General features: G+C 45.1%; 19 protein-coding genes. All 19 read right to left on the minus strand.

The features are described 5' to 3' along the window. Nucleotides 1–2 precede the first annotated feature (2 nt). Entirely contained in the window at nucleotides 3–1283 is a 1281-nt protein-coding gene (gene hisS, locus LPY66_RS12025; RefSeq protein WP_337984571.1) for a histidine--tRNA ligase, read from the minus strand. A gap of 134 nt (nucleotides 1284–1417) precedes the next feature. After that, nucleotides 1418–3031, minus strand: coding sequence for a coproporphyrinogen dehydrogenase HemZ (gene hemZ / locus LPY66_RS12030; RefSeq protein WP_337984572.1), 1614 nt, complete (start codon nucleotides 3029–3031; stop codon nucleotides 1418–1420). Between the two features lie 7 nt (nucleotides 3032–3038). Next, nucleotides 3039–3665, minus strand: a complete 627-nt coding sequence (locus LPY66_RS12035) for an MBL fold metallo-hydrolase (protein WP_337984573.1) — start codon at nucleotides 3663–3665, stop codon at nucleotides 3039–3041. Between the two features lie 76 nt (nucleotides 3666–3741). Beyond that, nucleotides 3742–5910, minus strand: coding sequence for a RelA/SpoT family protein (locus LPY66_RS12040; RefSeq protein ID WP_337984574.1), 2169 nt, complete (start codon nucleotides 5908–5910; stop codon nucleotides 3742–3744). Between the two features lie 26 nt (nucleotides 5911–5936). Then, on the minus strand, nucleotides 5937–7994 hold the full coding sequence (recJ, locus tag LPY66_RS12045) for a single-stranded-DNA-specific exonuclease RecJ (protein WP_337984575.1): 2058 nt from the start codon (nucleotides 7992–7994) through the stop codon (nucleotides 5937–5939). 2 nt (nucleotides 7995–7996) lie between these two features. Further along, complete coding sequence (locus tag LPY66_RS12050) at nucleotides 7997–8350, minus strand: LapA family protein (protein ID WP_337984576.1); 354 nt, start codon at nucleotides 8348–8350, stop codon at nucleotides 7997–7999. A 49-nt stretch (nucleotides 8351–8399) separates the two neighbouring features. After that, entirely contained in the window at nucleotides 8400–8837 is a 438-nt protein-coding gene (locus LPY66_RS12055) for a hypothetical protein (protein WP_337984577.1), read from the minus strand. Between the two features lie 174 nt (nucleotides 8838–9011). After that, complete coding sequence (ilvN, locus tag LPY66_RS12060; RefSeq protein WP_337984578.1) at nucleotides 9012–9509, minus strand: acetolactate synthase small subunit; 498 nt, start codon at nucleotides 9507–9509, stop codon at nucleotides 9012–9014. Further along, the gene (ilvB, locus tag LPY66_RS12065) at nucleotides 9506–11206 is read right to left on the minus strand and encodes a biosynthetic-type acetolactate synthase large subunit (protein WP_337984579.1); all 1701 of its coding nucleotides are present in this window, start codon (nucleotides 11204–11206) and stop codon (nucleotides 9506–9508) included. The genes ilvN and ilvB overlap by 4 nt, the downstream gene beginning before the upstream one ends. Before the next feature lie 113 nt (nucleotides 11207–11319). After that, the gene (locus LPY66_RS12070) at nucleotides 11320–12051 is read right to left on the minus strand and encodes an MBL fold metallo-hydrolase (RefSeq protein WP_337984580.1); all 732 of its coding nucleotides are present in this window, start codon (nucleotides 12049–12051) and stop codon (nucleotides 11320–11322) included. A gap of 591 nt (nucleotides 12052–12642) precedes the next feature. Continuing rightward, nucleotides 12643–13668 carry a protein translocase subunit SecF gene (gene secF / locus LPY66_RS12075; protein WP_337984581.1) on the minus strand — a complete coding sequence of 342 codons (1026 nt, stop codon included), beginning with the start codon at nucleotides 13666–13668 and terminating at the stop codon, nucleotides 12643–12645. After that, the gene (secD, locus tag LPY66_RS12080) at nucleotides 13669–14910 is read right to left on the minus strand and encodes a protein translocase subunit SecD (protein ID WP_337984582.1); all 1242 of its coding nucleotides are present in this window, start codon (nucleotides 14908–14910) and stop codon (nucleotides 13669–13671) included. It abuts the gene before it with no gap. A 188-nt stretch (nucleotides 14911–15098) separates the two neighbouring features. Further along, nucleotides 15099–15443, minus strand: a complete 345-nt coding sequence (gene yajC, locus LPY66_RS12085) for a preprotein translocase subunit YajC (protein ID WP_337984583.1) — start codon at nucleotides 15441–15443, stop codon at nucleotides 15099–15101. A 153-nt stretch (nucleotides 15444–15596) separates the two neighbouring features. Next, a complete protein-coding gene (gene tgt / locus LPY66_RS12090) occupies nucleotides 15597–16718 on the minus strand; it encodes a tRNA guanosine(34) transglycosylase Tgt (protein WP_337984584.1) in 1122 nt (373 codons plus the stop codon). A 31-nt stretch (nucleotides 16719–16749) separates the two neighbouring features. Continuing rightward, nucleotides 16750–17790: a tRNA preQ1(34) S-adenosylmethionine ribosyltransferase-isomerase QueA gene (gene queA, locus LPY66_RS12095; protein WP_337984585.1), complete on the minus strand. Its 1041-nt coding sequence runs from the start codon at nucleotides 17788–17790 to the stop codon at nucleotides 16750–16752. 60 nt (nucleotides 17791–17850) lie between these two features. Next, the gene (locus LPY66_RS12100; protein ID WP_337984586.1) at nucleotides 17851–19224 is read right to left on the minus strand and encodes a SpoIID/LytB domain-containing protein; all 1374 of its coding nucleotides are present in this window, start codon (nucleotides 19222–19224) and stop codon (nucleotides 17851–17853) included. A gap of 60 nt (nucleotides 19225–19284) precedes the next feature. After that, complete coding sequence (ruvB, locus tag LPY66_RS12105) at nucleotides 19285–20289, minus strand: Holliday junction branch migration DNA helicase RuvB (protein WP_337988080.1); 1005 nt, start codon at nucleotides 20287–20289, stop codon at nucleotides 19285–19287. Nucleotides 20290–20373: 84 nt separating this feature from the next. Further along, complete coding sequence (gene ruvA / locus LPY66_RS12110) at nucleotides 20374–20961, minus strand: Holliday junction branch migration protein RuvA (RefSeq protein WP_337984587.1); 588 nt, start codon at nucleotides 20959–20961, stop codon at nucleotides 20374–20376. Between the two features lie 14 nt (nucleotides 20962–20975). Then, nucleotides 20976–21455: a crossover junction endodeoxyribonuclease RuvC gene (gene ruvC, locus LPY66_RS12115; RefSeq protein ID WP_337984588.1), complete on the minus strand. Its 480-nt coding sequence runs from the start codon at nucleotides 21453–21455 to the stop codon at nucleotides 20976–20978. Between the last annotated feature and the right edge of the window lie 10 nt (nucleotides 21456–21465).

Raw genomic sequence — 21465 nt, forward strand, 5'->3', positions numbered from 1 at the left:
TCTTATAATTCCTTTCCGCTTATCTTATTATTCTCAATTAGAAACGTTTTTATATTTTCAATGGCAATTTCCTGCTGATCTCCCAACCGCATATCCCGTACGACCGCAACCTTCTTTGCAAGTTCATCGTCTCCGATAATGAGGACATAGCGTGCGTGTTCACGGTCCGCGTATTTCAGTTGATTTTTTAGCCCTCTGCCGAGAAGGTCCATGATAACAGGTAATCCTGCTTGTCGAAAATCACTCATCAGTTTAAAGGCTTCCTTGCGTGCATGGTCCCCCAAGGCTGCCAGGATGATTGGAGAAACCGGGTCTGTATCGATTTGAATGTTCTGCTTCTCCATCACACTTAAAATACGTTCCAGTCCCATGGCAAAACCAATTCCCGGTGTCGGTGGCCCTCCGATCTCAGCAACAAGACCATCATAGCGGCCGCCCCCGCAGATGGCACTTTGAGCACCAATGCCTTCAGCGGATATTTCGAACGCCGTTTTTTGATAATAATCTAGGCCCCGAACCATCTTTGGATTGATACGGTAGCGGATATCTGCTATCTCCAGATAGGACTTAACTTTTTCAAAATGGGTACTGCAGTCCTCACAAAGTGTATCCAAGGTCGTCGGTGCGTTTTCGGTTAAAGTCTGGCATGTCTTATTTTTGCAGTCTAATATCCGCATAGGATTCTTTGAAAAACGGTTCTGACAATCCGCACAAAGACCTGCCTTCTTCTCATGTAAAAATTCCTGAAGTCGTGTTCGGTGTTCCGCACGGCATTTCGGGCAGCCCACAGAATTGATTTGTACTTCTAACCCCTTTAACCCCAACCGGCGTAACAACTCCCAAATCAGACAGATAATTTCTGCATCGACCATTGGATCTTCCCCACCCAGCACTTCAGCGCCGAACTGGTGAAATTGCCGAAAGCGACCTGCCTGTGTATTTTCATAACGAAACATGGGACCAAGATAATACATCTTGACCGGTTGCTGCAGTGCATAAAGTTTGTTTTCTGAATACGCCCTGCATACCGAAGCCGTTCCTTCGGGACGAAGTGTTATCGATCGCTCCCCTTTATCCAGGAAGGTGTACATTTCCTTATTGACGATATCGGTAGTCTCACCAACACCCCTCTGAAAAAGCTCCGTAGCCTCAAAGATGGGCGTCCGGATTTCCTTATATCCATACTCCGAACAGATTGCGTGAATCTGTTCTTCGAGATAATGCCATTTTTCCACGCTACCCGGAATAATGTCCTGAGTACCTTTGGGTCGCTGAATTCCCATTTTACTTCCCCCTGTCACACATAAGCCATAATATTATACCATAATTATCTGCAATACTCATTATTTCCTGCGATTTTTCCTAAATCCAGCAATTTTGGTCCATCTAAACATCATTCTGAGATCGAACATAGCGATTAAATTCGGTATTTGCTTAAGGTTTTTTCAATTTTATCGTGTATAGATGCGCGTTGTTGTTCATAACAACGAAGATCGATGGGGTGATATATATTCTCATGAATTCCTTTTTGTATAAATATTTTGCTGGAGCTTCCGGCGCCTAATCCGAGAATATTCTGCAGTTCTTCGATCACGGCAATATTGTACCGACAAATTTTGCCCTTTTGCGCATAGCCGATATTTTCCAGATTTCCGACGCTATTTTTTTGTTTATAGAGATAATAAGGCACGTAACCGCAACTTTCCAAGCGTTCTGTCAAATCAGTCTGAATGGTTTGCCACTCTTCCATGTGATCATGCGCATATTGGTTTTCCCATGCCGCGGAACCCCTTTTCAAAGCCAACGCGTGCAGTGTGATATTTTCCGGATTGAGTATTAATATTTTTTCCAAGCTCTCGGTGATTTCCTGCCTTCCCTCGTTGGGTAAACCAAGGATCAAGTCCATATTGATGTGCCAGTCGGACATCTGCCTTGCCAACGCATAAGCATCTATCACCGCTTGGGCTGTATGTCTGCGGCCAATCTGCTTCAGTGTCTCATTCTGCATGGTTTGGGGATTGATACTGATGCGGTTAACGCCAAATTCTTTCATGACGGAAAGCTTTTCTCTGGTGATGGTATCCGGTCTTCCTGCCTCAACTGTAAATTCTGCGTCTTTTTCCAGTGGCAACCGGTCACGGATGCGTTGCAGCAATTGTTCTAATTGAAGGGCATCCAATACTGTAGGCGTACCACCGCCAATATAAATGCTGTCCGCCAGGAGGCTTCTTCGGTGCATCGTTTCCTTAAACAAGGATATTTCCTCAAACAGCGCCTTAAGATAACGGGAAAGTTTATCGGATTCCAATCGTAACCCTTGCTTATCATTTCGGTTCGTTTGGATTGTATTTGAGGGAAATGAGCAGTAAAAACACCGGGTCGGGCAAAACGGGATTGACAGATAGACTGCCGCTAAGTCGTGCCGCTCCATCATGGTTGTTTTATACGGTTTTTGAATTTTGGCAATTTTCTGGAGTAATTCGCTCTTTTCACGGTGTATTAAGTAAAGATCGTCTAACACGTTGTCTTTAAGTGCATCTGAATAGCCGAGGGCATAGATTCTCTCAATCAATTTTCCAGGGCGGATACCGGTAAGGATGCCCCAGGGGAGTCTTTTACCGGTATAGTCTTCTAACGCGCGACATAAGGCGCGTTTCATCAGGATCTGGTCCAACGGCTCCTTACCCGGAAGGCCTTTCGTTGTCATTTCTGTCATAAGATCCGTCTCCACTAAAGGTCCGTGTGCACTGACATACTCCCGGTGGTGATAACCATTGGTGATCTGTATAGTTATGGTTTCGTCCGTTTCTGATGACCAGATCCCGTTCTCTTCTTTTCTCGTTACTTCAATAGCGATGATCCAGCGAGCACGTTTAGGGTCCTGATCATCACGTTCACAAAGCATACGCTGAACAGAACCGTCGCCTGATTGAGTCTTTGCGCCTGGGAAAAAAGCTGCTATTATTTGAAAGCAGCTTTTCAGTCTTTTATCATCAATTGTTTGACTTCTGACTTGAATCGTTCCAGCCATTAGCGTTTTACCCCATTAAGAATGGATTATATCTTCTTTCCTGACCAATCGTGGTAGACGCTTCATGCCCGGGAAAGACCCGGATACCATCGTCTAAAACCATCAATTTACTCTCAATTCCATTGATCAGTTGACGCAGGTCTCCTCCCGGAAAATCCGAACGGCCAATAGCACCACAGAATAATGTATCGCCGCTGAATAAGGCATTGTCTGCTTCATCCAATAGGCAGATCCCGCCGGGAGTATGGCCCGGCGTATGGATAACTTTCATCTTCTTATTGCCAACGCAGATTTCCTGACCATCTTCCAGCAGGATTTCCGCCGCGGAAAAAGTTTTCTTACTCCCAAATAATGCTGAAACATTTTTGGATGGGTCTGACAGCATGTCAGCGTCATCCGTATGAATAGCCACCTTGGCTCCTAAAGCATGTCTTACTTCTTCAACCGCTCCGATATGATCAAAGTGTCCGTGGGTCAGCACAATAATTTCCACTTGGACCCCTAAATCTTTCACCCGTTCCAAGATCATACGACTTCCGGATCCCGGATCGATTAGGATCGCTTTTTTACTGACATCGCAAATGACGACGTAACAATTCGCACCGATGTACGGCAATACTAATTTTTCAATCATCGTTTATCTCCTTTAAGAAATGATATGTTATTCACAGTAACCGATGCCATTTTGACTCTTTGGATTACTGCTCGCATTACGGAAGACCTCCGCCCTGGATTCTTTCAACGACGGTTACTTCTTTGACCTTACGGAAGCGGTTTAGTACATAATTCAGATGCTCAAGATTCTTAACTTCGATTCGCAGACGGATATGCGAGACACGGTCTTTTCCAACCCGGGCATTGATCCCTAACATATGCGTACGCGTTTCCGTGATGACATTCATGATATCGCTGACCAGCGCAACGCGATCCAACCCGATAATTTCTATATCGACCGGATAGATCGTTTCGATGTTATTTTCCCATTCAACCTCCACAAGCCGCTGCTGTTCTTCAGCAGTCAAAACGACAAGTTCGGTGCAGTCCTTGCGGTGTATGGATACGCCGCGTCCCCTGGTAATGAAGCCAATGATCAAATCACCGGGAAGTGGGTTGCAGCACCGGGAGAACCGAATGAGAATATTATCAACACCTTTGACGGATACCCCTTGTGAATGTTTAACTGGGTGCTTATGCTCGGATTGGATCGGTAAAACAAGTGGCTTGAGTTCTTCACGAATAATGTCTTCTCTCAGACGACCAAGTGCTTTTTTGAAAGTGATCGCCCCATCACCCATCGTCGCATAAAAATCCTCGATATCTTTAAACCCAAAGCTTCGGCCTAATTTGAGCAAATTATCCTGTTTAAGAGCAGTTGCAGGATCAAGCCCCAGTTTTCTCGCCTCACGCTCAAAGCCTTCACGCCCTCGGATAATATTTTCTTCTCTTTTTTCTTTTTTAAACCACTGCCGAATCTTGTTCTTGGCCTGAGAGGTCTTGACCATACAAACCCAGTCTCTGCTGGGCCCGGTGGGGGTTTTTGTTGTCAATATCTCTACGATATCGCCGTTTTTTAATTTCGTATCCAGCGGGACAATGCGGCCATTGATCTTAGCCCCGATACACCGATGTCCAACATCCGTGTGCACGCGGTAAGCAAAATCGATGGGAACAGATTCTGCCGGCAGTTCAACGACATCCCCTTTGGGAGTAAATACAAAGACAGTATCAGCAAATAAATCAATTTTCAAGGATTCCATGAACTCGCCGGCATCCTCTCGGGAATCATGCTGTACTTCTAAGAGTTGCCGAATCCAGGAGAGTTTTTGTTCAAAATTGCTTTCTACTTTTTTACCCTCTTTATATTTCCAGTGCGCAGCAATACCATACTCCGCTGTGCGGTGCATTTCCCACGTCCGGATTTGGATCTCAAACGGATCGCCATGGTTGCCGATCAGCGTTGTATGCAGTGATTGATACATATTCGGCTTAGGCATGGCGATGTAATCCTTGAATCTGCCTGGGATTGGTTTCCATAGGGTGTGAATGATCCCCAGGGCGCCGTAACAATCATTGACGGTTTCGACAATCACCCGCACTGCCGTCAAATCAAAGATTTCACTCAAGTCCTTATTCTGATCCAACATTTTTTTATAAATACTATAGAAATGCTTTGGCCTGCCGGCAATATCTGCAACAATCCCAACGTCATCGAGCCTTTCTTTTAACTGCTTGATGACTTCTTCAATCTGTTCTTGCCTTTCTTTTCTCTTTAACGATATCCCTTCGACTAAATCATAATATTCTTGGGGATGCAGGTAGCGAAAGGCTAAATCCTCAAGTTCCCACTTAATACGAAAAATCCCCAAACGATTCGCTAAAGGAGCATAAATTTCCAGTGTTTCCTGAGCAATCTCCTTCTGTTTATGCTCGGATTGATATTTTAACGTGCGCATATTATGCAATCGATCGGCCAATTTGATCAAAATGACACGGATATCTTTTGCCATTGCTAAGAACATTTTGCGCAGATTTTCAACCTGGACTTCAACCTTGCTTTTGTAGGCGATCCTGCCGAGTTTTGTTACACCGTCAACCAGCCCGGCAACCTCGTCGCCAAAAATCTGCCGTATATTCTCAAGGCTTTTATCCGTATCCTCGGCCACGTCATGCAGCAAAGCAGCAATGATCGTTGAATCGTCCATTTCCAGTTCGGCAAGGATCGAAGCGACTTCAACCGGATGGTGAATATACTTTTCCCCGGAATTCCGCAGCTGCCCCGCATGAGCGTCATCGGCAAATAGATAGGCCTCTTCGATCTTTTCCAGATTATAGGGATTTGCATTTTGTACTAGTTTTTCTTTTAATTGCTCAAACGTCATAGGCCACCTCGGGATTATTGTCGCTGTTATTCGCTGCTCCATAATCTAAAACGGAGCGACATCTGTAAGTTTGTTTTCTCTATCGTGTTCAGCTTGAGCAGATAAGGGTCTGTTCCGCCCAGCCAGCTGAGAATACCCAGTTCTTCAAATATTTTGGACATTTGCAGTTCAACGTTCTTATTTTCACCTTCAGGGCTCCATACAAGCTTTCCCTGCTCGCTAACCTGACTCTTTAGGTATTTATAGAAGTCGACCAGCATCTTTCTGGAAACCCGTAACACCTCATCATCGTCGTCATCAGCATCAGCATCAGCATGGTCACGTAACATGAGTGTATCTTTACCGTCATATTCATCTTCTTGCGAACAAGCTATTTCCGAGGCACTGCTGCTCAGTGAGGGACGATAATCCTTTAATACGGCTTGAACGTTTTCTTCATTGCCATAGGTATTTAATTCCAGATTGTATATCATATCGATGGTCTGTAAGCTGCTTAATCGCTCATACTCCGGTCCTTTTTTAAAGGCCATGGCTTGACGTCTTAGTTTATTCGCTTCGAGGATAAGTTTCAGATGTTCTCCGCCCTTGCCGACAACAGTCAGACTTCGAACGGCGAGACCGTCACTTTGTAAGATCGGAGCAGGATTGCCTGCCCCAAAGGGTGCCATTTCGTCCAATTCTGCCAAGAAGTTTTTATCAAATGCGTGCCATAGAAGGACCGAATCGACATGAAAACGTTCAAGAAAGGTTAATCCTAAATTCTTAAAACTCGCATTTAAGCCGGCTCGAAGTAACGGAATATTGGCGACAGGAAGAGAAAATCCGGCTGCTTGTTTATGTCCGCCATATTGCGTAAACAGATCGGCTAGTTTTCTGACTTCCTCTAATACATGATAATCCGGGATACCCCTGGCTGATCCTTTTCCTTTATTTCCTTCTTCCGCTATCAGAAAAACCGGTCGTTTATAGCGTTCGACCAGTCTTGAAGCAACGATCCCAATCACCCCATGATGCCAGTCTGGAGAAGAGAGTACGATCACATCCGGGATGGGGCCTTTGCTGAGCATACATTCGGCATCATCCAGCAGTTCCTTTTCTGTCATCTGCCTCTGATAATTCTCTTTACTTAGAGCTTTGGCAATTTCTATCGCTTCTGAATAATTGTCTTCCAACAAGAGATTTAATGCCAAGCGTGCGGTATCCATCCGTCCGGCAGCATTGATCCGAGGGGCTACAATAAAAGAAATATGACCGGCTTTGAGTTTTTTGTCCAGAAGCCCGCACTCTTCAAGAATTGCTCTCAGTCCGGGGTGTTCCGTATTCTCCATAACAAGCAGCCCTTGGCGAACGAGAATACGATTCTCTCCTATCAGCGGAACGATATCTGCTATCGTCCCAAGAGCGACAATATCAAGATAATCGATGTCCTGCCTCTGTGCAGGATTAAAATGCTCGCAATAGCTTAATAAAGCCTGCAACAATTTAAAAGCGACACCCACACCCGCCAAATGCGGAAACAGATAGCCGGAATCCGCGACTTTAGGATTCAGGATTCCGATAGCGTGCGGCAAGATATCCGGCGGCTCATGGTGATCCGTAATAATAAAGTCAATCCCTTTACCTTTGGCGTAAGCAGTTTCTTCAACTGCGGAAATACCGCAATCGACTGTGATGATCAACGAGACACTGCTTTGCACCGCTTTATCGATAGCTTCCGTATGTAAGCCATATCCTTGCTCACGGCTTGGTATGTGAACCATTATATTAAAGCCCAAATCCGTTAGCCCTTTATACAGCAGCGCTGTTCCCGTGACGCCATCAGCATCATAATCCCCATAAACCAGGATTTTTTCCTGGTTTTCATAAGCCATTTTCAGTCTTTCCAGGATTACCATCATATCCTTGAACAAAAAAGGCGAATGAAGATTAAAGAGTGATGGTCTTAGAAATTCGAGGATACTTTTCTTAGTCGTGTAGCCGCGGTTTTGAAGGATGTGTAAGACATTATGGGAGATCCCTGCCTTTTCTAAAGAACTCGCGTTGATAACTTTTTCTGATGATAAAATCCATGTGTTGGTTTTCATTCTTATTTCTTTTCTTCACTTGTGTGGCTATTAACCGAATTATCGCTGGTTGTTGTATTATTTACCGCAGAATCAATCGGAACAACAATAGGATCTTCTATCGGGGATTGTTTGCTTTGTGCCTTAACTTCAGCCTTTTTATCTTTGGCTTTAATCGCTTTCTTTTGCAGCATTTGTCTGCGTAAGGCCAAGAAAAACATCACTAATGCGCCACCCAGTACCGAGCAGAATATAATTAGGGCTAACGGCAAATCAGTTACCCAGAATAGAAAATGAATGGTGACGACAGCAGCATTTTGTATGGCGAATATGACGATAATCAAGGCAACAACAATAGCAATCAGCAATGCAACCATACTTTTCCCTCCCTATAAAATCTTGCATCTTTAGACAATCTTTGTTTAATCATAATATATTTCCTATAATAAGCCAACCTGCAGAAAAAATAAACCTAAAAATAAGCTGGAGCAAGACGAATTTGGAGACGCTGCGATAAGTAAATAATAGTGGAATTCCCACAAAGAATGACCAGAGCAGGGCTGCAGGCAGTAAAGGAACGAATACCCCAAGGACAACAAGAGGAACGCCACTGCCTGACACTACTTTCAATAATCTAAAATTATGGGTATACCGGTTAAGGAGCGCATTGATAGCCAGCCCCAAGCCCATATACGTGATTATTATCGCTTCCCATAACCAGAAGCTTTCGGCTGGGTTAATAACAAAATGGACACACGATAAAATAACACCGGACAATACTATTCCCAGTGTATTCCATATTAATGAACTGCCTGCTGCACAGAGCAAGACCATTTCCAGTGCAAGAAACGTTAAAAAGAGCAATGCGTATTCACCGAACCTTATCCTGTCAGATTAGCACGTAGCGTATTACTCTAGTATTTCCTCTTTTTGCTGGAATAATTATACTTCAGGAGATTTAACAGAAAAAGAAGGTATCACAAACTACTGTCTTGTCGTTGTGCTACCTTCTCTTGCTGATTATTCCATGCGATTTAATTAAACATCCTTTGCCGCTTTAGGTCCACGGCAGATGGCAATTTTACCCGTCCGGACAATCTCAATGATCCCATAGTCGTTGAGTAATTCACAGATGGCTTCTATTTTGTCTTCCTCGCCGGTTAACTCGATAATCATAGTTTCCTTACTGACATCCACGATGTGAGCTCGGAATATTTCGACTAAATTTACAATTTCCGCTCGATTCGCTGGTAACGCTTTTACTTTTATCATCGCTAATTCACGGTGGACACGGTCCTGCCCCGTCAGATCAATAATCTTGATCACATCGATGAGTTTAGACAGCTGATTAACGACCTGTTCCAATTCGTACTCGTCGTCAGCATCAACAACGATGGTTATCCGGGTCATATCTGATTCTTCTGTATAGCCGGCTGTAATACTCTCGATATTGAAATCCCTGCGGCTGATCAGCCCGGAAATATGGGTCAGAACGCCCGGTTTGTTCTCTGTTAAGACTGCTAACGTATGTTTCATTGCCAGTCCCCCATTATCATTTTATGCAGGCCGGAGCCCGCAGGCACCATCGGTAAGACATCTTCCTCTTCCGGGATACGGATGTCAACAAGACAAGGCCCCTCCGAATTCATAACCTCTCGTAGAACAGTGTCCAGTTCGTCCTTATGCTCTAAGCGAATCGCGGGGACTCCCATCGCTGTGGAAATCGCTACAAAGTCTGCTTTCGTGGCCATATTGGAATGAGCATAATGACCACTATAGAATGCCCTCTGCCATTGGGCTACCATACCGAGTGATTGATTATTTAAAATGATAATTTTAACCGGAAGATTTAAATCGGCAATGGTCATCAATTCCTGACAGTTCATCATAAAACCGCCGTCACCGCAGATACAGACAACCTTTTTGTGTTTATTGCCCACCTGAGCACCTAACGCAGACGGTAAACCATAACCCATCGTGCCAAGTCCTCCCGATGTCAATAATGAGCGTGGATTTTTAAATGAGTAAAACTGTGCTGTCCACATTTGATTTTGTCCGACATCGGTAACAACGATTGCATTGCCTTGAGTGAGCTCGCTGATCTTCTCTATTGCTGCCTGAGGCAATATCCGATTCGTCTGCCGGCTATATGCCAGCGGATGCTCTTTTTGCCACGCAACTAATTGATGATGCCATGGCATAAATTGTTTTTGCCACGCCTCGCTTGGTCTTTCTTTAATCTTATTCGCCAACTCGGCCAGCGACCATTTGAGATCGGCAATCACCCGGATATATGATCTGACATTTTTATTGATCTCAGCGGGATCGATATCAAAGTGAATGACCTTCGCCTTTGGAGCGAACTCCTCGAGTTTACCTGTGACTCTGTCGTCGAATCGCGCACCAATGCCAACCAACAAATCGGTTTCAGTCGTTGCCATATTTCCGGCATAGCTGCCATGCATCCCAATCATGCCAAAAAAGTGGGGATCATTGGAAGAAATACTGCCAAGGCCCATCAGACTACTGACGGTGGGAACACCGGTATAAGCCACAAGGTCTCTCATCAGTGCAGACGTATCGGAAAGATTAACCCCGCCGCCAATAAAGAACAACGGTTTTTTAGCTGATTGGAGTTCGTTGCAGACAGCATCGATCACCGCTTTATCGCCTTCAACGATAGGCTTATAACCGCGTATTTGGATGCATTCAGGATATTCAAATGCCAATTCTTCTGCAAAAATATTCTTAGGGACATCGATCAATACCGGGCCTGGACGGCCTGAACGCGCAATATAAAATGCCGCTTTCATTGCTTTGGGAATATCCTTAACATCTTTAATTAAAAAATTGTGCTTGGTGATGGGTGTGGTTATCCCACGAATATCGGCCTCTTGAAAAGAATCCCGTCCCAGTAGGGATAACGCCACCTGTCCGGTGATCAGCACGAGTGGGATCGAATCCATATAAGCTGTAGCAATACCTGTAATTAGGTTGGTTGCCCCGGGACCGGATGTCGCGATGCAGACACCAACCTTCCCAGTTGATCGGGCATACCCGTCGGCGGCATGGACAGCTCCCTGTTCATGTCGTGGCAGAACATGCGGAAAATCAGACAAGTAAAGCTCATCATACAGTGTTAAGACAGCTCCGCCGGGATAGCCAAAAACGACGTCAACGTTTTCTTTTTTAAGACATTCTATTATAGCTTGAGCGCCGGTCATTTTCTTCATGCTATCTCTCCTCTCTTTAGATGTATTATATAACAGCTTAGCAAAAAATGCACTTAATTATAAAAATAAAATGATAAATATTTATCCATTTTTATATATTCAATAAATAATATTTACACCGTTATCGTTAAACCAGTCTGGGCCAAATATATCTTTCCATGATAATATCTGGCTGCTTCCGATGCCATATCCGATACATTTCCGATATGCGGAAAATGAGTCATCATGAGAGACTTAGCTCCTGCTTCATTGGCCAACCTGGCTGTTTCTTCCGAGGTCATATGCCCGGAAATCAATCCCTTTTCATCTGCATAGAGACTGGCTTCGCATAGCAGAAGATCCGCACCGCGACAAAAATCGTTCAAGTCGGTAGCCGGGCCCATATCCCCCGTATAAACCAGTGCTTTTCCTTCATATTCAAAGCGCATGGCCAGATTATATTCATCATGAACTGTTGGCGCAAAGGATACGTGTAATCCGTTTAAATCCAGTTTTGACCCCGGTGTGATTTCAATACCGATGCTGTTATCGCCGAACGTTAACTCCTGAAAACGTGCGGAGCAGTAATTGGCATATATCGCAAGGGGCACCCGCCTTTTTTTAAAGGCCATCGCCAATTTGCCGGCATACAGAAGGCATCCGATATCTGCTGTGTGATCATGGTGAAAATGCGAGATGAATACGGCATCCAGATCCTCGTGCCGAACATACTTCCAGAGCTTAGACAATATGCCGCTGCCACAATCCAATAACACGGTATGCCGATCTGTCTGTAAAAGATATCCGGCGGTTGCTTCATTTTCTTCCGGGTAAGCTCCCCAATAGCCAAGAACAGTTAACATCATAGTTACTCATATCCTTTCGTTTATCTCTGTCCTTTCTAGTACATTGTATTCTAAATAACTAGGCAAACAAATACGTAAGCTTTATTCTGCGGTTGGTCTGCATGCCACATTCCGCTTTCGGCTCTTGTGCCCTCCATGAATTTACATTATAGAAGTTAAAATTCTTTTGCCCTCCTTGGCAAATTTTAACTTAGGTCCATCCATGGACCGTTGCGCTCCGCAATCCATGCTCCGCTTGTCGCCGGAACTGTGGCACGCAGACCTAATTTGAAGTAAATGATTGAGATATTCTTTTGTGTAGTTATTTCAAATACGTTGTACTAGTACAACGTTCGCTAAATCAATAAGCAAATCTGTAAAATAATAATAATAATTGCAATCACATATTACAGTATATTCTAAATTACCCGGTAAACAAATATGCATGTATCTCGATTATCTCGATTATCTCGTCACATCTCATCCCATCCGGTCACGATACTATTCTTTTACCGACGCAAGTGAACAAGCATAAATGAAAGAAAAGAGGTCACAGAACTACATTGTGTAGCTTTGTGACCCCATAATATCAATTGAGTCTTCAGCTGATTATTATGCCTCAGAAGGACTTTCCTTTTTAATCTCTTTGCTAGTCCGTTTCTTTATTTCGACAACAAGCTGGCTGGCAACAAAAATGGAGGAGTAGCATCCAAAGAATACACCAATCAGCATGACAAATGCAAATACTTTAGTGGAATCCCCGCCGAGGATATTAATCGCAAGCAACGCGATTAACACTGTCCCCACCGTTTTTAATGAACGGCCCATGGTCTGCCATACGGATTTATCGACCATGTCCTCAAAGCTGTCTCTCTTCTTCATGCGTTTTTCATTTTCACGGATACGGTCATAAATAACGACGGTATCATTAATCGAATAACCGAATACAGTGAGTATGGCAGCAATGAATGTGGCATCAACCTGCAATTGAAACAGTGAAACGATTCCTACCGTAATCACTATATCGTGCAAAAGGGCAATCACTGCCGAAACAGCATAGAGAAAACGGAAGCGGAAGGACACATAGAGCAGAATAAGCACGGCAGCTACCCCGAGGGCTTTGAGCGCATCCTGCTGCAACTCCGTACCAATGGCCGCTGCAACAAGATTCTCCTGCAGTGCTTGGCGGTCAAATGCACCGGCTTGTTTTTCAATCGCAGTCAGCAGCGCATCCCGTTTGTCCGGATCCAGTGTTTCCGTACGAATCAGGGCTGTTTTATCCCCATTGGATAACTGGACCGTCCCATCGATACCGAGGGAATCAACAGCCTTCTGGACATTAGACTGAGTCACTTGCTCATTGAACTGGATTGTAAACATCGATCCGCCAGTAAAATCAATCCCCAGATTCAATCCCTGCACAAACAAAGAGATAATCCCGGCAATAATCAGGACGAGGGATAAAGCAAACCAAATATACCGCCTTTTCACAATATTAAAATAGAAGCGGTGCTCTTTCTTCACATCGTCGTAACTGGCTTCGCTGGCAGCAGGCGTAGAATGAAGTGCCGTATTTTGGGCGAGAGCTTTGGGTTCTGCATACTTTGGCGGTTTTTTGCCCTTGTATTTATCAGCCACTTATTTTACCTCCTTTACGCCAAACAACCACTTGTTAAGACGCGGATTGATGCCGACGATCCAACGCATGATCCATCTTGTAAATGTGATTGCTGTAAACAGACTGGCCACAATACCGATAATCAAGGTTAGGGCAAAACCACGGATCGATGAGGAACCCAGCAGAAACAACGCTGCTGCGCCAAAAATAGTGGTGATATTTGAATCGAATACCGTCATAAACGCACGGCTGAATCCCGCATCGACGGCTGCTCTTAAAGATTTTCCCAGTTTAAGTTCTTCTTTAATCCGCTCATAAACAATAATGTTCAAGTCCACGGCCATCCCCAGGGATAGTACGAAACCGGCGATACCCGGCAATGTGAGTACGCTGCCAACCGCATACAATATCCAGAGCACGATCACCGAAAAAACAACGAGTGAAAAATCGGCAACCAAACCTGGTAAACGATAGAGGAAGAGCATAAATAAGAAAATGAAGATGATAGCAATTATACACGCATTCAAGCTCTTTTGAAGAGAATCCGCTCCCAAGCTGGCTCCAACCTGATACTTTTCCACAATGGACATACTGACCGGAAGTGCTCCGGAACGGAACATGACGGCAAACTGAGCTGCCTCTTCCAGTGAAGAATAATGGCTGATCTGTGCCTTACCACTGGTGATCGGTTCTTCAACTCCGGGATTCTGAATCATTTGTTCATCGAGGTAAATTCCGATACGTTGACCGACATACTGGGTGGTCAAATCCGCGAACTTTTCCGCCCCTGCGGCTGTGAAATCAAGTGAGACGACAAAATCCTGTACCCCGGTGGACGTATCGGTGCCGGCACGGGCATCCTTTAATTCAGATCCGTCCAAAACGATATTCCCCTGGGGGTCACGGAAAGTCAACTTAGCCGTTGTCTTTAAAACTTTGACCGCTTGGTCCGGATCACTGACTCCGGCAAGATCGATGATAATGCGTTTTTTATCATAATCTGTCTGAATATAAGGCTCAGAAACACCCAGCCCGTTAACGCGATTATCGATAACGGCTCTGGCTTTATCCATATCTTCGTTGGTTATAGCTGCACCGTCTTGTCCGGGTTCAGCCTGCAATACCAGATGAACTCCGCCGCGTAAGTCAAGTCCTAACGGAATTCCCTTTTCAGGATCCGTCAGAGGGTTAATTGACATGAAAACCACAACAGCGACGAGTATAACGGCGATTGCGAGTTTTAATATGTTTCCCCGTTTCATCCTTGTTCCTCCTAATAGAATTATGGGAGCAGCCCATACGAATTACATTATATCCCTTTTGGAATAAACGTGTCAATGAATTCAAAAAGCAAGTGTTGCTGCACTTGCTTTCGTCTGCTACCCGATGGAATCAAATTATCCATTTCATCTTTGTTCAGTCTCCTCATTGATGCAGGTGGAACTTGGTATTATTTTACTTCGGGCTCGACAACGTCTTCGACGTCGTTAACTGTTTCTTCGCTCTCTTCTTTTTGCTTCTTCTCAGCAACATCCTTGCCGCCTTCGGCATTTCGGATTGCTGATTTTAATATCTCAATCTCAACATTGTTGGCAATTTTTATGATAACCGTATCTTCTTTGATCTTCGTGATCGTTCCAAGGATACCACCAATGGTTGTAACTTTGGCTTTTGGTTTAATCGCCGCCATCAGTCTCTGACGTTCTTGCTTTTGTTTTCTGCTGGGCAGATAGAAAAGAAAAACAATCATGACAACGAAAAAGGCTAAATAAATGATCGTTGTAGTTTGGTTCATTCGTCCAGAATCCTCCTTAATAATAACTATAAAATAGTATTTCCTGCTTATCATAAACTTCTATGCTTAAGTACACCTTAGAGTTGGATAAGCTTGGCTTTTTTGATTATATCATCTTTATTGGTTTATTTCAGCAAAATTTCGGATTTATTTTCAAGAATCGTAGCCATAATCTGCAAAGAACTTGCTGCGGTATTCAGGTAAACCATCATTTTTGATCGCTGCTCTAATCTCAGCCATCATGTTCAATAGAAAGTGAAGGTTATGGATGGTCATCAGCCGGTGTCCAAAAATCTCATCGGCTTTAATCAGATGACGGACATAGGCTCGTGAATAATTTCGGCACGTGTAGCAATCGCACGAAGGGTCAATCGGTGTGAAATCGTCGGCATAGTGTGCATTGCGAACAACAACCTTACCAAAACGCGTCAGCGCTGTTCCGTTGCGCGCAATCCGAGACGGCAGCACACAATCAAACATATCAATGCCACGGATGACCCCTTCGATCAAATCATCCGGCGACCCGACTCCCATCAGGTACCGTGGTTTATCCTCCGGTAAGAGCGGTGCCGTATACTCCAGAACATCATACATCATGGGCTTAGGTTCACCGACACTCAGTCCGCCTATAGCATAACCCGGCAGGTCAAGTTCTGCCATCTCTAATGCGTTTTGCTTGCGTAAATCCTCATACATCCCTCCCTGAACGATACCAAAAAGCGCCTGTCTGTCCGTGGTGGTCAGTGCGGCCTTGCAGCGTTGAAGCCAGCGGAATGTCCGCTCGGCCGATTTCTGCGCGTATTCATGTGATGCAGGATACGGCGTGCATTCGTCAAACGCCATGACGATATCGGATCCGAGCGCCATTTGGATCTCTATTGCCTTTTCCGGACTTAAAAATTGTTTTGAACCGTCCAGGTGTGATCGAAATTCAACGCCTTCTTCTGTGATCTTACGCAAGTCACCCAGACTGAAAACTTGGAAACCGCCGCTGTCCGTAAGGATCGCACCATCCCAGTTCATAAAGTGATGAAGCCCGCCAGCCCGTTTAATCAAATCATGCCCGGGTCTCAGGAACAGATGATAGGTGTTGCTAAGAATAATGTTAGCTCCCATCGCCTTTAATTCTTCCGGACTCACCGCTTTGACTGTCGCCTGGGTGCCCACAGGCATAAACGCCGGTGTCTCAATGCTGCCGTGGGGTGTATGCACTTGGCCAAGACGCGCTTTTGTTTTCGTGTCCTTTTTTAGTATTTCCAATTTAACAGCTGCCAAAACATTCTTCCTCTCTTATTCAATCGCCTGTTTAATAGAGAAACATAGCGTCTCCAAAGCTATAAAATCGATATCTTTCTTGAATTGCCGTTTCATAAGCATCCTGAACCAACTCTCTGCCAGCGAAAGCACTGACCAACATGAGCAGTGTTGAACGCGGAAAATGGAAATTGGTGATCAGGGCATCGACGACCTTGAATGTGTAACCCGGATATATAAAGATATCTGTCCAGCCTTCTGCTGCCGACACAACATTATGCGTATCTGCGGAAGCTAATGCCGCCGCTGACTCCAATGTCCTGACAACGGTAGTTCCTACTGCGATGACCCGGCGACCTTCCCTTTTGGCTTGATTGATCCGGTCTGCCGTATCCGCCTCAATCCGGTAGTATTCCGAATGCATCACATGCTCCGTTACTTCTTCCGATTTAACCGGCCGAAACGTGCCCAATCCAACATGCAATAATACATCTAAGACCTCAACCCCTTTTTCCGTTAACCGCGTAAGGAGTTCTTCCGTAAAATGAAGTCCTGCAGTGGGTGCAGCGGCAGAACCATTTTCTCGGGCATATACCGTCTGATAGCGTTCCTTATTCTCCAGTTCAGCAGTAATATAAGGAGGCAGAGGCATTTCTCCCAGTTGATCCAGGACCTCTTCAAATAATCCGTCATAAGTAAATGCCATGATCCGATTCCCGTTATCCAGGACTTCCTGCAGAACACCCCGCAATAAACCCTCGCCAAAGACAACAACCTGTTCTGGTTTCAGCCTTTTTCCAGGTTTGACTAATACTTCCCATCGATCTTTTGTTAGTCTTTTCAGCAGAAGAACCTCGATTTTGGCACCAGTCCCTTCCTTAATCCCGATTAAACGGGCTGGAAGTACCCGCGTCCTATTCAGAACCAAGACATCCCCCCGATGTAAATACTGGTCAATCTCACGGAAAGAATGATGAAAAATTTCACCATGCGATTTATCCAAAACCATTAATCGCGATGAATCGCGAGGTTCAACAGGGTTTTGGGCAATAAGGTCTTCAGGCAATTCGTAATCAAAATCTGCCAATTTCATTCCGATGGCTCCTTCAACGCTGTTTTCCAATTAAAGTACTTCGATCTATTCTCCGTTAATTTATTGTACTGTTTTTAAAATTTCGGTATTTTTATAATAATAGTTAAGGATATCCTGATAGGTATACCCTTCCATGGCCATCCGATACGCTCCCCACTGCGACATGCCAACACCGTGTCCCCATCCGCTGCCGCTGAAAACAAACGAGCCAAAGGGACATGATTCTGATCGGATCCCATCATTGGAACTGACGATTCGCGTAAGTAAGGGTCCAGTCACACCGTCGGAGCGGCTAAACTGCTGTGTATTATCCGCCAGGAGATGAGCTGTCTGCTGATAAAGCGGTGCAAGCTCTTTTGGCGAGAAATAATAGGTTGCCTCAAATAACCTTCCTAAGAAGGAATTTGCACCCAGAGGCTGGTTCTGTGGATAAAATGCACGAACAAACTCGCCGCCGGTGACTTCCTTTTTATTTCCAAGCCAGTCCGTTAATGCTACTCGATAAACACGTCCGGATGAATATTTTTTTAATTGGAGCTCACGGATAGGAGCTAAATCGAATGCTTTGCCAAGAGCTTCCGCATCAATACTAAATGTCCATTGATCAATGAAGCCGCCAATCCCAGTTGTATAATGATCCGGAAAAGATGTATAATGCGGATCATGATTTTGCCAGACATTTTCGGTCAATTCCGTATACCCGCCATTATGTGAAGAGTAAAAAATCGAAATAGGGTTGTCTGAATCCTTATCAGCAAGAATCTCACCTGCCGTAGCCGTTACCGCGCGGCTGGCTTCCCCCTCCACTGATCTCCCAAGATAAGCCTGATGAATATCTGGAGAATCGGTAATGATACCATTCGCATTATTTTTTAGCATGTAAGTACGCGCTGCGACCGCCTGTGCTTTTAGTGCTTCAAACCCCTTGGCTGCCCATGCGTTGCTCATTTCGATTGGCACAACGCCTTTTAAATAGTCCTCTTGGTCCAGCGTATTGTATATCTTCCAGAAATGACTATCGTTTTTTAGTGAAAGATTGCCGCGATAGCTTTTCCATTCCTCAGCCCCTTCGCGAATACGGATGATGCCGGCTTTGCGTTGCTTAAGTGTTATCGTCTTGTCCTGAACAATCGCTGTTTTACCGTTAACCATAACAAAAAAAGTTAAAGTGCTTCGTCCAATTTTCAAACTGCTTCCGGGCGAAAGCACGGTATGCATCTGATCATAATCCAGTGTATACTCCCCTTGAATTGGTTCAATTTCTAACCAGGAAGCTTCAGGATATTGCCAGACCAGTTCGACGGTTATATCCTTAGCTTGCATAGGGGTCGGTATTAAGAGAAGAATAATAGCAGAAAGTATGATCAGATTAAAGACCAATAATAGGGATTGAGTTTTGTCATTCTGTTTAATATCATCACAATGAAAGCGCATGGCCATAACCTCAAAGAATGTACTTTATTAAACAGATTGCCCAATTGTACCTCGGTGTATTCAACCCTCTTCCGTAAACAGCCCCTGCTGAAGATGTGAAGGCTGCTCCATACCAAAATAACTGTACACGTGAGCGGTTACCATCCTGCCCCGGGGCGTTCTCTGCAGAAACCCCATTTGCAGCAGAAACGGTTCAGCAACATCCTCCAAGGTCTCCGCTTCCTCACCAACCGTTGCCGCAAGTGTTTCCAAGCCCACCGGCCCGCCGGCAAACTTATGGATGATTGCCAGCAGTACTTTCTTGTCCAAGCTGTCCAACCCTAACGGATCAACTTCTAATTTATTAAGCGCTTTTGCTGCTATTTCTGCATCAATCACTTGGCATCCCCAGTATTCGGCATAATCTCTCACCCGTTTCAGCAGACGGTTAGCGACGCGTGGCGTTCCTCTGGACCGTCGGGCAATTTCCGTTGCCCCTTCAACCGTCAGTGCTACCCGCAGTACCCGAGAAGCCCGAGAGACAATCTCAATTAACTCTTCTGTGGTATAGAACTCCAAACGATTGATCACACCAAAACGATCACGAAGCGGTGATGTCAACTGACCTGCCCGGGTTGTGGCGCCAATCAGCGTAAACGGCGACAAGGAAAGCCGTATAGAGCGGGCACTGGGTCCTTTCCCGATCACGATATCCAAACAGCTATCTTCCATCGCGGAATAGAGAACTTCCTCCGCAGTCCTGCTGAGCCGATGGATCTCATCAATAAACAGAACATCCCGTGCTTCCAGCGAGGTCAAAAGGGCGGCTAAATCTCCGGGCCTTTCAATTGCCGGACCGGATGTGGTTCGTATATTCACACCCATCTCTGCAGCGATAATATTGGCCAAGGTCGTTTTACCCAAGCCGGGTGGTCCGTAAAGTAAAACATGGTCCAGAGCCTCACCTCGGTTTTGGGCAGCCTGAATAAACACGCTGAGGTTTTCTTTAATATTCGTCTGCCCGATATATTCCATTAGCCTGCCTGGCCGTAATGCTTCATTATCCCGATCTTCAGGCCGTTCCATGGAACTGATGACTCTTTCCAATGCTTACTCCTCCTTCTTATTATGGATTCTAGGTCTAAAGACACATGGTAATCTCGCTTTCATCTAACGGCTCGCCAGCATACGAAGGGCTTCTTTCACCTGATCTTCAGTAGACGCAATTCCCTTTTTGTTGACTGTTGCCAGCGCACTGCGTGCTTCGGCCCGGGAAAATCCTAAAGCCAACAGCATTTCCAACGTCTCATCAGTAGGCCCAAACCCGGAAGTGTCATCTCCAGTGTCTTCTAATTCGACATCTTTCATTTTTTCTTTCAGTTCGAGGATGATACGTTTAGCCGTCTTGCCGCCTATCCCGGATACTTCTGTCAGCAACGAGGCGTCTTCACTGACAATAGCTGTTTTGATCCTGTTGACCGGGAATGCCGATAAAATCGCTAAAGCTGCTTTGGGTCCGATGCCGGTCACACTCAGAAGCTGTAAAAATAAATCCTTTTCATCTTTGGTGATAAATCCGTATAAGGACAAATCATCTTCACGCATGATCATATGTGTGAAAAATACATTCTCCTCGCCCTGTCGGACTTTCGTCAGCGAACTCAACGGCATATGCAGCAGATAACCCACACCGCCAACATCCAGGATTAAGCGGTCTGTCTCTGCAACCCAGACAATCCCACGCAGCATACCGATCATACGATCATTCCTCCTTAGACCTTACGTCCCATGCTATGGGCGTGACAAATGGCTATCGCCAGTGCATCAGCCGTATCATCCGGCTTAGGGGTTTCCTGAAGTCCCAATATCGCTTTGACCATGTACTGGATCTGTTTTTTATCCGCTTTACCATACCCGACAACAGCCTGTTTAACCTGAAGCGGGGTATATTCGAACACCGCAATACCATGGCGAGCTGCACCAAGCAGCACCACCCCCCGGGCTTGTCCGACGGTGATTGCGGTTGTAGTATTGCGATTAAAAAAGAGTTCCTCCACCGCCATTATATCCGGTGAATAATTTCTCAAGAAATCCTCTAATGAGTCAAAAAGCAGACGTAGTCGTTCCGGCATCGGTAAGTCAGACGGCGTACGCCAACAGGCATAGGTTATGGGGGTCAGTTTCTGCCCATTTTTTTCAATCAGCCCATATCCCATAATGGCTGTTCCCGGGTCAATGCCAAGAATCAACATCACCGTTACT

This window comes from Dehalobacter sp. DCM, from assembly GCF_024972775.1.
Lineage (GTDB): Bacteria > Bacillota > Desulfitobacteriia > Desulfitobacteriales > Syntrophobotulaceae > Dehalobacter.

Coding starts and splice junctions, on each gene's coding strand:
- hisS (WP_337984571.1), bottom strand. CDS start 1,283: ATGGGAATTCAGCGACCCAAAGGTACTCAGGACATTATTCCGGGTAGC.
- hemZ (WP_337984572.1), bottom strand. CDS start 3,031: ATGGCTGGAACGATTCAAGTCAGAAGTCAAACAATTGATGATAAAAGA.
- LPY66_RS12035 (WP_337984573.1), bottom strand. CDS start 3,665: ATGATTGAAAAATTAGTATTGCCGTACATCGGTGCGAATTGTTACGTC.
- LPY66_RS12040 (WP_337984574.1), bottom strand. CDS start 5,910: ATGACGTTTGAGCAATTAAAAGAAAAACTAGTACAAAATGCAAATCCC.
- recJ (WP_337984575.1), bottom strand. CDS start 7,994: ATGAAAACCAACACATGGATTTTATCATCAGAAAAAGTTATCAACGCG.
- LPY66_RS12050 (WP_337984576.1), bottom strand. CDS start 8,350: ATGGTTGCATTGCTGATTGCTATTGTTGTTGCCTTGATTATCGTCATA.
- ilvN (WP_337984578.1), bottom strand. CDS start 9,509: ATGAAACATACGTTAGCAGTCTTAACAGAGAACAAACCGGGCGTTCTG.
- ilvB (WP_337984579.1), bottom strand. CDS start 11,206: ATGAAGAAAATGACCGGCGCTCAAGCTATAATAGAATGTCTTAAAAAA.
- LPY66_RS12070 (WP_337984580.1), bottom strand. CDS start 12,051: ATGATGTTAACTGTTCTTGGCTATTGGGGAGCTTACCCGGAAGAAAAT.
- secD (WP_337984582.1), bottom strand. CDS start 14,910: ATGAAACGGGGAAACATATTAAAACTCGCAATCGCCGTTATACTCGTC.
- yajC (WP_337984583.1), bottom strand. CDS start 15,443: ATGAACCAAACTACAACGATCATTTATTTAGCCTTTTTCGTTGTCATG.
- queA (WP_337984585.1), bottom strand. CDS start 17,790: ATGAAATTGGCAGATTTTGATTACGAATTGCCTGAAGACCTTATTGCC.
- LPY66_RS12100 (WP_337984586.1), bottom strand. CDS start 19,224: ATGCGCTTTCATTGTGATGATATTAAACAGAATGACAAAACTCAATCC.
- ruvB (WP_337988080.1), bottom strand. CDS start 20,289: ATGGAACGGCCTGAAGATCGGGATAATGAAGCATTACGGCCAGGCAGG.
- ruvA (WP_337984587.1), bottom strand. CDS start 20,961: ATGATCGGTATGCTGCGTGGGATTGTCTGGGTTGCAGAGACAGACCGC.
- ruvC (WP_337984588.1), bottom strand. CDS start 21,455: ATGTTGATTCTTGGCATTGACCCGGGAACAGCCATTATGGGATATGGG.